Source organism: Halorubrum ejinorense (assembly GCF_039522565.1).
In the GTDB taxonomy this organism is placed as follows: Archaea; Halobacteriota; Halobacteria; order Halobacteriales; family Haloferacaceae; genus Halorubrum; species Halorubrum ejinorense.
This window is the reverse complement of sequence record NZ_BAAADQ010000002.1, coordinates 295,514-307,539: the sequence shown is the minus strand read 5'-3', so window position 1 is coordinate 307,539 and position 12,026 is coordinate 295,514. Positions and strand designations below refer to the sequence as shown.

The window sequence follows — 12,026 nt, the reverse complement described above, 5'->3', positions numbered from 1 at the left end:
TGGAGGCGCTCCGACCGGAATAAACGATCTCCACGCCTTATGCCCGTACGACCGATAGGGAGTCCGATGGAGAACGAGCGGAACGAAGACCCAACCGACGACTGGGACCAGATCGGGTTCATAATCAGTTCGAAGTACCGAACGGCGGTGCTCGAACAGCTCGTCGACGGCCCGTCGATCCCCTCGTCTATCGCGTCCCGAACCGGTCTCCCGATCACTCACGTCTCGCGGGCGCTGCGCTCCCTGCGCGAACGCTCGCTCGTCGAACTGCTCGTCTCGAAGGACAAACGCAAGGGCCGCATCTACGGCGTCACGGAGAAGGGGAAGCGGCTCTGGAACCGGATCGAGGCCGAAGGGCTAGTCGAGTGACCGCGTCGCCGGCCCGACCGCGCTCGCCGTCCGCTCCGTACCCCCCGTCCGCTCATTACTCCCCGTTGGCCTCTTATCCGCCGCCCGGCGGGTCCGCCTCCCGGTCGTCGAGGTCGTTCGCGGACGCCTCGTCCGAGATGTCGACGAAGTAGACGGTCAGTTCGCCGTTGTCCCTGACTTTGCCCACGTCGGGCTGGGCCGCGACGGCCTCGAAACTCAGCGCGGAGTACCGAAGTTCCCGGTAGGCGGTCACCTCCCGTTGCCTGTCGGCCTCGGCCACCATGAAGTAGTGGTCGCGCCTGACGATCTCTTCGGGATGGTTCGCGTAGAACCCGGGCAAGTCGTCAAGCATCGCCTCTTCCGGTACCGGAGCGCTCTTTTTCACGGCGGGGTTCACCTGCCGTTCCCACGGCGCCGAGGCCGCACCGTACAGTGCGACCTCGTACCGGTCGGACGTGCTGCGCACCCCGCCGAACCACACCGGCGACCCGCTCGACTGGCTCGCGAACGCCTGTTCGTAGCCGTCCATCTCGCCCTCAGAGACGTGCGAGCCCGGGAGGTAGATGAACGGTGACGGGAAGAACGTCGCCAGCGACAGCGACAGGACGAGCACGACGACCGCGACCGCCGCGATCGTCTTGCCGTCGGGGAGGACTGCCGCGATCCGCCGTCCGGCCGACCGGCCTCCGGGCTCGACCCACGGGTAGTTGACGTCGCCGACGGGCGACTCGTCGTCGAGCAGGTACCGGACGCCGACCGCCCCGAAGATCGTGGCGAGCACCATCAGGAACCCGACGTGGCGGAACAGGTACGTCGAGATGGACCCCACGAAGTGCGCCGCGAAGAAGGGGAACAACAGCAGACACCCGCCGAAGAACAACACGATGACGTCCTTCGCGGTGTCGGGCGTCGACCGCATCGACCCGCCCGCGTCCAAGGGACCGAGGTAGCCGGTCAGCCGCCCCACTACGACCCCCGCCGCGAGCAGCGAGTAGACGGCCGCGACGCCGAACAGCTTGACGAACAGCTCCTGGACGCTCACTCCGATCGACGAGGCGGACTCGCTTTGCCGCTCCACGCGCGGCGTCGTGCTGCCGTCGCCGGTGACGAAGTCGCTCACCGACTCTATCATCGCCTCCGCCGTGTTGATGAACTGCCAGTCGTGCGTGGCGACCCAAACCGTGAACACCACCACGAGAAGCACCGTCTGGAGCGTGAGCAGCCGGTACCCGGCCAGCGGATTGTTCGGGCGGAACCGCCGGTACCCGTGTTGTGCGACCGACATCCCGGTGAGGAGGAACAGGACGTTCAACGCGACCTGGGGGTGAAACAACAAGAGGCTGATCAGGACCGGTGGCAGGAGGTAGCTCGTCGGCACCGGTTGCCGCACCCCAACGCCGAGCGCGGCGGTGTCGTCGAATCCGAACCCGGCCCGATCGACCGTGCCGCGTCCGTCGGCGACGCGCTCGACGAGCCGCTCGCGTCCGTCGCCGCCGACCAGGTGCGAGAACACCAGATACAGCACGAAGGGAACGAACAGCATTCCGATCGAGTACGTGTGGAAGTGGAGGTGAGTGCTGACGTTGTTTATCGGCAGGAGGAGGAACGCGGAGAACGCGCCGACCCCGAGCGCACGGCGGTCGGGGATCAGAAACCAGACGCAAAGCGCGACGCCGGCGAAGAACATCAGCGTGTACGTCCACATGACGAACATCATGGCCCTCGTGACCTCCACGGCGGCGACCTTCGCGAGCCCCGCGGCGATGAGGTGGCTCCCGGGGTAAAACAGCTGAAGCGGGTCGTTCCCGACGCTGATCGACCGCGCGAGTCCGAGGTGGACCAGCGAGTCCGCCCGGCCGTAGAAGTGGTAGCCGCGGATCAGCGGGAGTCCGGCGACCGTCGCGGCCCCGAGTCCCGCGAGCGACACCGCGGGGACGAGGTACCCCTCGCGGGACAGGAAGACGGCGACAGAGACCACGGCCACGACCGCGAGCGCCGCCCAGGTCGCCACCGGCGTCGCCGCGTACACCGATATCTCGTAGCCCGTCGCCGGCGCGGCGTAAGCGGCCGCGACCGCCGCCGCGAGCGCGAGGTAACCGACCGCGAGCGCCGCTTCGGTGACCTGTCCGTCATCTCGATGGGCGGGCGTCCTCACGCCGTCTCACTCCGTGTGGGGTCTCGCGGTCCGCGGGCCGCCCGCAGACCGACGGACCCGACGCGCTGTCGAACGAACACTACCCTATCGTGCCCCCTGCCGGCTTTTGTTATACATCGGTTACCGGCCCCGGAGACGGCAACCGCCCCCGACCGCCGGTCGCAGGCGCGGTAAGCGAGCCATTACAATCGGATCGGCGCCCCACTCGACCGTACATGCGTTTCGTCTTCTTCGCCAACACACCCGCCCACGTTCACCTGTACAAACACGCCGTCGACCGGCTCGAACGGGCCGGTCACGACGTGCTCGTCATGGGTCGGGACTACGGCTGTACGGTGGCGCTGCTCGACCGGTACGAGCTCCCGTACCGCCTCTACGGCTCCTGCGGAACGACGAAGGGGTCGCTGTTCCGCAATCTCCCGGGACACTACGCCCGTATCGTTCCCGCGGTCCGGGCCTTCGATCCGGACGTGATCTTCGGGGTCGGCGCGTACGCGGCCCACGCCGGGGTGGTCACCGGGGCCCCGGCGGTGCTGGTCCTCGACTCGGAGCCCACGTCGCTCGATCACGCGGTCTCTCGGCCGTTCGCCTCGGCGTTCCTCACTCCCCACACCTTCGGGAAGGACCTCGGGGAGAACCACTACCAGTTCCACGGCTTCTGTGAGACGGCGTACCTCCACCCGGACACCTTCCGGCCGAATCCGGGCATCCGCGAGCCCCTCGGCCTCGAGCCCGACGAGGAGTTCGTCCTGCTGCGGTTCAACGCGTTCGGCTCGCACCACGACGTCGGCCAGTCCGGGTTCTCTCCCGACCAGCGGCGGCGACTGATCGAGACGTTCGCCGACCACGCCGCGGTGTTCGTCTCCGACGAGGGCGGGACGCTGGACCTCGATTCGCTCCCCGCCCGCGAGTTCGACGTTCACCCCGCGCTGCTTCACGACGCGCTGTCCGCGGCGCGGCTCGTCGTCACCGACACGCAGACGGTGTGTACCGAGGCCGCCCTGCTCGGGACGCCGGTCGTCCGATCGAACTCCTTCGTCGGGGACGGCGACATGGGGAACTTCACCGAGCTGGAGCGACAGGACCTGGTCGTCAACACCGCGGACTTCGAGACGGTGATCTCCACGGGCGTCGACGTCCTCCTCGACGAGTCGATCGGCGAGGCGTGGCGGCGGCGGCGGAACGAGTACGTCGGCGGCCTCGTTGACCTCACGGACGTGATCGTCGCGGTCGCCCAGGCGGGCGGCGGGACGGCCGTCGCGGGGCTCGAACGGTGGCGCGGCGAGACCGAGCGACGGCGGTCCGACCGGTCGACGCCCCTCACGGAGGAGTCGACGTGACGGCGTCCGACATCGGACCGGTCGGCGACGACGGTCTCGACCGCGGAGCGGAATTCGACGCCCGCACCGGACGCCCCGGGAGCGAGGGCGGTCCTCCCGCGCCGATAGAGACCGGCAGACGCCGCGACGACGCGCACCGCGTCACCGACGACGCGGTCGCGGACGTGCTGTCGGAGACGCTGAGGTACGCGAGAGAGCGCGACTACACCGGTTGGGACTACTTCGACGGGATGAGCAGTCGCGTCAGGCGGGCGCTCCCGTTCGAGACCAAGTGGACGAACATCCTGATTCAGGAGGGGATCAAGCGGGCGCCGGTCAACCTCCGGCCGCTCATGCTGGTGGAACAGCGGCAGAGCTTCAAGGGGACCGCGCTGTTCGTGCTGGCCAACCGGAGCGCGCGCGACCACCTCGGCGACGACCTGTACCGCCGCGAGGCCGACCGGCTGTCGACGTGGCTCGTCGAGAATCAGAGCCGCGGGTACGAGGGGTTCTGTGGCGGTCACCAGCACGCGACGCAGGGGCTCGACGACCGGTTGGCCGCGAAACACCCCGGGGTCGTCTCGACCGGCTACGCGGTGCGGGCGCTGCTGTCCGCGAGCGAGACCGATGTCGACTTGGCCGACGGCGAGTCCGAGGCCGACTTCGACGACGGCGAGTCCGAGGCCGACTTCGACGACGGCGCCGCCGGCGGGAGCTTCGCGTCGGTCGCCGAGTCCGCCCTCCCGTTCGTGCTCGACGAGCTCAATTACCGTGAGTCGGACGGCACGGCGAGGATCGACTACCACGCGAGCGTCGAGGCGGGCGAGACGCCGATCATCAACTCGAACGCGCTCGGCGCACGGCTTCTCATGGACCTCCACGAGCGTCGCCCCCGACCGGAACTCCGCGACCGGGCGGAGCGCATCCTCGACTACGTGGCGGGCCTCCAGGCCGACATCGGCGGGTGGTACTACACCGACCCGCCGTCGGCGTCACACCTCTCGATGGACAACCACCACAACGGCTTCATCGTGGAATCGTTCCTCCGATACCGGGAGGTGACGGGCTCGACCCGGTACGACGACACGCTGCGGCGCGGCCTCGAGTTCTATCGCGAGACGCTGTTCGAGCCGTCCGGGGCGCCGAACTGGGACGAGACGAGCGCCTACCCGAAGGACATCCACGCCGCGGCGGAGGGGATCGCGCTGTTCAGCGCGGCCGGCGACACGGCGTTCGCGTCCCGTATCATCGACTGGACGCTCTCGAACCTCTACGCCGGTGACGGCCGGTTCTACTACCAGAAGCGCCGGTTCTACACCAAACGGTTCACGCTGATGCGGTGGTGTCAGGCGTGGATGGCCTTCGCGCTCGGCGAGTACCTAGACGCCCGTGAGCGAGGGCGCGAACGGGACGAGCGATAGCGGTCGACGGCGCGACCGCGCTTCGCCGCCGCTCAGTCGTCCGCCGCGTCGGCGAGCTTCGCCTCGATGGCCGAGACGGTCAGATCGGCCGCGTCGCCGCCGCCGTACAACTCGGGCTTCGGCGGGAGTTCCGACCGGTCGAACAGCGCGCGGGAGATCCGGTCGGGGTTGCCCCCGACCAGCGCGTTCCAGCCGGCCTCGACGGTCTCGATCCACTCCGTCTCGTCGCGGAGCGTGACGCAGGGCGTGTCGAGGTAGAACGCCTCCTTCTGGACGCCGCCGGAGTCGGTTGCGACCTTCGACGCGTTCGAGAGCAGTTGGAGGAACTCGACGTAGCCGACCGGGTCGACGAGGCGTATCTCCTCCGCGGCGCGGTCGTACAGCCCGTGCTCCCGGAGCGCGTTCTCCGTCCGCGGGTGAAGCGGCAGGACGACCGGGATGTCGACCCCGGTCAGGCCGTCGAGGATGCCCGCCAACCGGTCCGGGTCGTCGGTGTTCGACGCCCGGTGGACCGTCGCCAACACGTACTCGTCCGGGCGGAGTCCCGAGATCGGTAGGGGGGTCGACTCGTCGAGCACTCGGTCCCGAACGGCGAGGACCGCGTCGTACATCACGTCGCCGGTCACGACGACCTCGCCTCTGGCGTTGTCCTCGCGGAGGGTCTCCGCGGCGTTCTCGCCCGGAGTCAAAAGGAGGTCGGAGCAGTGGTCGGTGAGGACGCGGTTCACCTCCTCCGGCATCGACCACTTCCCGCTGCGGAGGCCCGCCTCGACGTGCGCGAGCATCGGCTCGCGCTTGGCCGCGACCAGCGCGGCCGCGAGCGTCGAGTTCGTGTCCCCGTAGACGAGCACGACGTCGGGCGACTCCGCGTCGAGCACCTCGTCTATCAGGCGCATCATCTCGGCGGTCTGCGGGGCGTGGTCCCCCGAGCCGACGCCGAGGTTGTACTCCGGTTCGGGGATGTCCAACTCCTCGAAGAAGACGCCCGAGAGCTCCTCGTCGTAGTGTTGGCCCGTGTGGATCAGCACCTCCTCGTGGTCCGCGCGCAGCCGTCGGGAGACCGGGAACGCCTTGACGAACTGCGGTCGCGCGCCGACCACCGAACAGACCCGCACGGGTCAGTCCTCCCTCGCGGTCGACTCGTCCGTCGTCGGGGCGATCCCCGACCGCTCGTCCCCGGACGAGCCCTCGGACGCGGCGAAGTCGAACTCCCCCGAGAGGTCGGCGGGCCCGACGCGGACCTCCATGTCGGTGTCGGCCCGTCGCTCGGCGGCGATCCCCGCGACGAACGAGGCGAGCCCGAACAGCGCGAAGAGGCCGCCGGCGACCGCCGTCCCGGTCGCGCCCGCGACGGCCGACCCGACCCCGAGCGCAGTCCCGCCGAGGAGGAGCCCCAACCCGAGAAGCTGTGCGACGGACGGTGGCGAGCCGACCCCGCGGTCGCCGTCCGCGAGCAGGCGACCGAGGTAGCTTCTAAACAGCAGCGCCGAGAGCCTCGGCACGAAGGAACTGTACCTGATGTTGCTGGTCTCGTCGCCGTACACCGCGCGCATCGGAACGTCAGCGATGCGAATCCCCTGCTTGTTCAGGCGGACGAGCAGGTGGTTACAGAACCCGTAGTCCTCGTACAGCGACTCGTACTCGACGCGGTCGAGCGCCCGACGGGAGATTGCGGTGTACCCGTTCTGCGGGTCCGTCATCCGCCAATACCCGCTGGCGATCCGGGTGAGTCCCGTGAGCAGGACGTTGCCGAACGTCCGCCAGGTCGACATCTGCCGCCGGTACTCCGCGTGTCGCAGGCGGTTCCCCTTCGCGTAGTCGGCCTCGTCGCGGACGACGGGACCGATGATCCGGTCGAGTATCGCCGGGTCCATCTGCCCGTCGCCGCTCATCACCGCCACCACGTCGACGTCGGCGTCGTCGGCCATCGCGTTGCGGTACCCCGTCTTTATCGCGCCGCCGACCCCGGTGTTCTCGCGGTGCCGGAGCGCGACGACCAGACGGTCCGGAAGCGCCGTTCCGCTGCGCGCGTCCCGAGCGACGATCCGGTCCCGCCAGGCCGGTCCGGCACCGCCGGGGAGGTCTCCGGTAGCGTCGGGGACGGCGCCGGAACCGTCCGCGATCGGATCCGAACCGCCGGCGACCGAGCCCGAACCGTCGGCGCCCGACTCCGATTTCCCCGGAGCGGACGGTGAGTCGTCGGCGATCGGACGGAGCCTCCCGCCCGGTCGTTCCGACCCTTCGAGCCCGTCGAGCGTCCGGCGGATCTCTCCCCACGTGTCGTCGGTCGAGCAGTCGTCGACGACGTACACGCGGTCGACGTACCCGGGGACGGTCTCGATCACGTCGCCGACGAACCCCACCTCGTTGTAGGCGGGGATCACGACGGCGACGGTCGCCTCCTGGTACATCAGTGCCACCCCCGGCCGACGGTGTAGACGGTGTGTGCCGTCTCCGAGAGGTCGAGCGCCTGTCGCCCGTCGACGACGGTGATGCCGCGTCGAATCCCGTCCGACCCCTCGCGTTCGAAGGCGTGCCAGTCGACGTCGCCGAACTCCTCGTGGGCGGTGATGAGGGCGGCCGCGTCGACGTCACGGTCCGTTATCTCGTCGAGCGCGACGTCCTCGGCGGGCATTTCTGGCAGCTCGTCGAGGATCGGGTCGACCGCGAGGACGGTCGCTCCCAGCCGGTCCAGCCGGTGAGCGACGTCGATCGCGGGCGAGGCCCGCGTCTCGGGAACGCCCGCGCGGTAGGCCACGCCGAACAGCGCGACCGTCGCGCCCTCGACCGAGCGGTCGGTCGAGAGCCCGTCGACCAGCGTCTCGACGACGAATCCCGGCATCCGCTCGTTGACGGATCTGCCCGTCTCGATCATCGGAGCGGGGTCCGTGATCGCATCGAGGAGGAAGTGCGAGTAGTAGGGGATACAGTGGCCGCCGACGCCCGCTCCGGGCGTGAGAATGTCGCAGTACGGCTGGGTGTTCGCGGCCTCGATGGTGTCGATCACGTCGACGCCGAACGCGTCGGTCAGCGTCGCCAGCTCGTTGGCGAGCGCGATGTTGACGTCGCGGTAGACGCCCTCGAAGAGCTTGACGCACTCCGCGGTCCTCGCGTCGCTGGTCCGGATGACCTCGTTGTCGGTCAGCTCGTCGTAGACGAGCGCCGCGACCCGGCCGCTCTCGCCGTCGACCCCGCCGACGATCTTCGGGTACGACCCGCGGATGTCGCGGAGCGCGCGGCCGCTAGCGGTCCGCTCCGGCGTGTGCGCGAGCCCGAACTCGCCCGGCGACCGCTCGCCGGCCGTGAGGACCGGCTCGATCACGTCCTCGCAGGTCCCCGGCGGTACGGTCGACTCCACGAACACCGCGTCGCCCGGGTCGAGACCGGACCGGACCGTCTCGGCGGCCGCCTCCAGCGACGAGAGGTCGGGGTCGTCGTCGGCGTCGATCACGGTCGGAACGACGATCACGTGAACGCGGGCCGTCGACGCCGCCGCTTCGCCGTCGGTCGTACAGGCGAAGCGGTCCTCGGCGACCAGCTCCGACAGCAGCGCGGACACGCCCGGCTCGTGGTCGAGCGGGTTGGTCCCGTCGGCTAGGGCCGCGACGCGTCCGGGATCGATGTCGACGCCGGTCACGGCGCCCGTCGTCTCGCCGTACACCAGCGACAGCGGCAGCCCGATCTTCCCCATCCCGTACACCGCGACGGGGACGCGACCCTCCCGGAATGCGGCCCGCTGTTCGTCCGGGGACGCGTCGGCGCCGTACAGTCCGACGGTCTCCGTCGCGGGGGCGTTCGCGGTCATCGCCCACCCGTCTGCGCGATCGTCGCCTCGGGGTCGTCGACCGCATCGCTGATCTCGCGGACCAGCTCGATCGCCCGGAGCCCGTCGTGGCCGGTGACCTCGGGGGCGGTTCCCTCGGTCACGGACGAGACGAACGACTCGATCTCGCCGCGGAGCGGCTCGCCGCTGTTGACCTGCGGCCGCTCGACGACGCTCTCGGACCGGTACCGCAGGTCGCCGTTCGACTCGACGTAGCCGGGCAGCGAGTGGCGGTGGATCTTCACCGACTGCGTCAGGTAATTCACCGTCACCCGACACTCCCGCCCGGTGACCGCGAGTTCGCGGACCTTCTGGTGGGTGATCCGGCTCGCGGTCAGCGTTCCCAACACGCCGTTGTCGAGCTGGAGCGTCGCCGTGACGTGGGGCTCGCCGTCGATCCCCGCGGCGTACGTCTCGTCGACCTCGGCGTCGAAGAGCGACAGGAGGATGTCGAGGTCGTGGATCATCAGGTCCTCGACCACGCCGTCGGTGTTCTCGCGGTCCACCGGCGGACCGAGCCGGCGGGCGTCGACCGCGAGGACGTCCATCTCCGGGAGCACGTCCACGAGGGCCCGCACCGCCGGATTGAACCGCTCGATGTGGCCGACCTGGAGCCGGAGGTCCCGCCGGTCGGCGAGCGCGATCAGCTCGCGTCCCGCCGCCGGGTCGTCGACGAACGGCTTCTCGACTAAGACGCTGGTGTCGGCCTCCAGCGCCTCCCGCACGATCGACGCGTGGAACTGCGTCGGAACGACGACCGAGACGGCGTCGACCGCCTGAAGCAGCGTGCCCCGATTGAGCGCTCGCGTCCCGTGTTTCTCGGCGATCTCCTTCGCTCGGTCCCAGTCGGTGTCGGCGACCCCGACCAGGTCCACCGCGGCCGAGCTGGCGTACACGCGGGCGTGGTGTGCGCCCATGCTCCCGACGCCGATGACGCCGACGCGGAGCGCCCCGTCGTCAGTCATCGGCGGTCACCTCCGCCTGCGGCAGGCCGTAGTGATCGCGGACGGCGTCGGCGATCCGATCGAGGTCCTCGTCGACGAGCCCGGGGTGGACCGGCAGCGACACGACCTCGTCGACGAGCCGACGAGCCGTCGAGACGGACGCCTCGTAGCCGTCGTACGCGGGTTGGTCCGGGATCAACGTCGGGTAGTAGACGGCCGTGTCCACCCCCCGCTCGTCGAGGTGGTCCCGCAGCGCCGCCCGGTCCGGACAGCGGACCGTGTACTGGTGGTAGACGTGGCGCCGCTCCGGCGGCTCCACCGGCAGCGTCAGCTCCGAGACGTCCTCCAGCGCCGCGGAGAGCCGCCTCGCGTTCTCGCGGCGTCGCGCGTTGTACGCCGGGAGTTTGCGGAGCTGTTCGACGCCGATCGCGGCCGAGAGGCTGGTCAACCGGAGGTTGTGCCCGACGGACACGTGGTCGTAGCCGCGGTCGGCCGCGTCCGACCGGCCGTGGTTGACGAAGCGGGCGGCGCGGTCGGCGACCCCCTCGTCGTCCGTGACGACCATCCCGCCCTCGCCGGTCGTCATGTTCTTCGTGGGGTAAAACGAGAAGCAGGCGGCGTCGCCGAACGTGCCGACGGTCGTCCCCTCGTATGCCGCCCCGTGTGCCTGTGCCGCGTCCTCTATCAGCGCGACCTCGTGGTCCGCCGCGATCTCGGTCAACCGGTCCATCTCCGCGGGCAGCCCGTACAGGTGGACCGGGAGGATCGCGGCCACGTCGTCGGTCGCCTCCAGGGTCGCCTCGACCGCGTCGGGGTCCAGCGTGTACGTCTCCGGGTCGACGTCGGCGAACACCGGTCGCGCGCCACAGAGCCTGACCGCGTTCGCGCTCGCGACGAACGAGAACGGCGTCGTGACGACCGCGTCGCCCTCGCCGATCCCGACCGCTTCGAACGCGGTCTGGAGGGCGGCGGTCCCGTTCGCGACCGCGACCCCGTGGTCGGCGCCGCAGAACGCCGCGAACTCGCGCTCGAACTCGCGGACGACGGGCCCGTCCGCCAGCCGACCGCTCGTCAACACCTCGCGGACCCGTTCGAGTTCCCGTTCGCCGACGTCTGGGTCGGCGATGGCGATCCGGCTCATGCTATCGTGTTCGAGCCGTCGAGCGGTTCCGGCAGATCGCGGGGCTCTGCCGGGACGCCCGCGGCGAGCGTCTCCGGGGGAACGTCGTCCGTGACGACCGCCCCGGCGGCCACGAACGCCCGTTCGCCGACGGTGACGCCGGGAAGGACGGTCGCGTTGGCCCCGATGGAGGCCGAGTCGGCGATCGTCGGCCCCTCCAGGTCGACGTCCTGACGGACGGGATAGGGGTCGTTCGTCAACACCGCGCCCGGACCGACGAACACGTCGTCGCCGATCACGGTCTCGCGCGGGACGTACACGTTCGTCTGGAGGCTCACGTGCGAGCCGACCGTCGTCCGGCCGTCGATGACGGTGTTGGTCCCGACGAGCACGTCGTCGCCGAACTCGGTGTGTTCCCTGACGAGGGCGTTGTGTCCGGTGGTGAAGCCGTCGCCCGCTCGCACGTCCGCGTAGACGATCGAGCCGGCTCGGACCGTCGCGTCGGCGCCGAGGACGGTCGCACCGGCGTCTGCGGCGTACTCGTAGCCGAGCGTCGCGCGATCGCTGATCGCCGATCGCGCGCCGAGCTCAATGTCCGCGACCGCCGACGCCGGGTCGTTCCGTTGTGAGTCTCCCATGACTGATTCGTGTAGCGGTCCGGTCGGTCCGGGCATTGTTATGGAGAGGCTTGCCGAGGTACGCTGGACATACTCCACCGCCGCCGCCAGTTGAACCGCACTCGACGCGTGCTCTCTCGTCGGTCGGTTCGCGACGGAGTCGGGGCCGTCTGCGGAATCTCGAGGCGACGCCCGAACCACCGAGCGGGAGGGGCTTACGAGTCACCGAAGGGACGGACCGGTGAACGCGAGCGGTGA

10 protein-coding genes are annotated in these 12,026 nt (G+C 69.9%); 3 read left to right on the top strand and 7 right to left on the bottom strand.

The window, feature by feature from the left end; all coding sequences use genetic code 11:
• The first annotated feature begins 66 nt into the window (after positions 1-66).
• Complete coding sequence (locus tag ABDZ89_RS03690) at positions 67-369, top strand: winged helix-turn-helix domain-containing protein (protein WP_343776745.1); 303 nt, start codon at positions 67-69, stop codon at positions 367-369.
• Between the two features lie 73 nt (positions 370-442).
• On the opposite strand, the gene ABDZ89_RS03685 is transcribed toward ABDZ89_RS03690, so the two are convergent.
• Positions 443-2,524, bottom strand: a complete 2,082-nt coding sequence (locus ABDZ89_RS03685) for a hypothetical protein (RefSeq protein WP_343776743.1) — start codon at positions 2,522-2,524, stop codon at positions 443-445.
• A gap of 215 nt (positions 2,525-2,739) precedes the next feature.
• Here ABDZ89_RS03685 and ABDZ89_RS03680 point away from each other — a divergent pair, with 215 nt between their 5' ends.
• Positions 2,740-3,864 carry a DUF354 domain-containing protein gene (locus tag ABDZ89_RS03680; protein ID WP_343776741.1) on the top strand — a complete coding sequence of 375 codons (1,125 nt, stop codon included), beginning with the start codon at positions 2,740-2,742 and terminating at the stop codon, positions 3,862-3,864.
• The gene (locus ABDZ89_RS03675; protein ID WP_343776739.1) at positions 3,861-5,264 is read left to right on the top strand and encodes an antibiotic ABC transporter permease; all 1,404 of its coding nucleotides are present in this window, start codon (positions 3,861-3,863) and stop codon (positions 5,262-5,264) included. The genes ABDZ89_RS03680 and ABDZ89_RS03675 overlap by 4 nt, the downstream gene beginning before the upstream one ends.
• Before the next feature lie 32 nt (positions 5,265-5,296).
• Here the strand turns inward: ABDZ89_RS03675 and wecB are convergent, their stop codons facing one another.
• From wecB to ABDZ89_RS03645, 6 genes are read right to left on the bottom strand one after another with little or no spacing between them, the layout of a single operon-like run.
• A complete protein-coding gene (gene wecB / locus ABDZ89_RS03670) occupies positions 5,297-6,379 on the bottom strand; it encodes a non-hydrolyzing UDP-N-acetylglucosamine 2-epimerase (protein WP_343776737.1) in 1,083 nt (360 codons plus the stop codon).
• Positions 6,380-6,382: 3 nt separating this feature from the next.
• Positions 6,383-7,675: a glycosyltransferase family 2 protein gene (locus ABDZ89_RS03665; protein WP_343776735.1), complete on the bottom strand. Its 1,293-nt coding sequence runs from the start codon at positions 7,673-7,675 to the stop codon at positions 6,383-6,385.
• Positions 7,675-9,069: a nucleotide sugar dehydrogenase gene (locus ABDZ89_RS03660; protein WP_343776733.1), complete on the bottom strand. Its 1,395-nt coding sequence runs from the start codon at positions 9,067-9,069 to the stop codon at positions 7,675-7,677. Before ABDZ89_RS03660 ends, ABDZ89_RS03665 begins: the two co-directional genes overlap by 1 nt.
• On the bottom strand, positions 9,066-10,052 hold the full coding sequence (locus ABDZ89_RS03655; protein WP_343776732.1) for a Gfo/Idh/MocA family oxidoreductase: 987 nt from the start codon (positions 10,050-10,052) through the stop codon (positions 9,066-9,068). The genes ABDZ89_RS03660 and ABDZ89_RS03655 overlap by 4 nt, the downstream gene beginning before the upstream one ends.
• Entirely contained in the window at positions 10,045-11,172 is a 1,128-nt protein-coding gene (locus ABDZ89_RS03650; RefSeq protein ID WP_343776731.1) for a DegT/DnrJ/EryC1/StrS family aminotransferase, read from the bottom strand. The genes ABDZ89_RS03655 and ABDZ89_RS03650 overlap by 8 nt, the downstream gene beginning before the upstream one ends.
• Positions 11,169-11,789 carry an acyltransferase gene (locus ABDZ89_RS03645; RefSeq protein WP_343776729.1) on the bottom strand — a complete coding sequence of 207 codons (621 nt, stop codon included), beginning with the start codon at positions 11,787-11,789 and terminating at the stop codon, positions 11,169-11,171. The genes ABDZ89_RS03650 and ABDZ89_RS03645 overlap by 4 nt, the downstream gene beginning before the upstream one ends.
• Between the last annotated feature and the right edge of the window lie 237 nt (positions 11,790-12,026).

Coding starts and splice junctions, on each gene's coding strand:
- ABDZ89_RS03660 (WP_343776733.1), bottom strand. CDS start 9,069: ATGACCGCGAACGCCCCCGCGACGGAGACCGTCGGACTGTACGGCGCC.
- ABDZ89_RS03665 (WP_343776735.1), bottom strand. CDS start 7,675: ATGTACCAGGAGGCGACCGTCGCCGTCGTGATCCCCGCCTACAACGAG.
- ABDZ89_RS03690 (WP_343776745.1), top strand. CDS start 67: ATGGAGAACGAGCGGAACGAAGACCCAACCGACGACTGGGACCAGATC.
- ABDZ89_RS03655 (WP_343776732.1), bottom strand. CDS start 10,052: ATGACTGACGACGGGGCGCTCCGCGTCGGCGTCATCGGCGTCGGGAGC.
- ABDZ89_RS03650 (WP_343776731.1), bottom strand. CDS start 11,172: ATGAGCCGGATCGCCATCGCCGACCCAGACGTCGGCGAACGGGAACTC.
- ABDZ89_RS03680 (WP_343776741.1), top strand. CDS start 2,740: ATGCGTTTCGTCTTCTTCGCCAACACACCCGCCCACGTTCACCTGTAC.
- ABDZ89_RS03645 (WP_343776729.1), bottom strand. CDS start 11,789: ATGGGAGACTCACAACGGAACGACCCGGCGTCGGCGGTCGCGGACATT.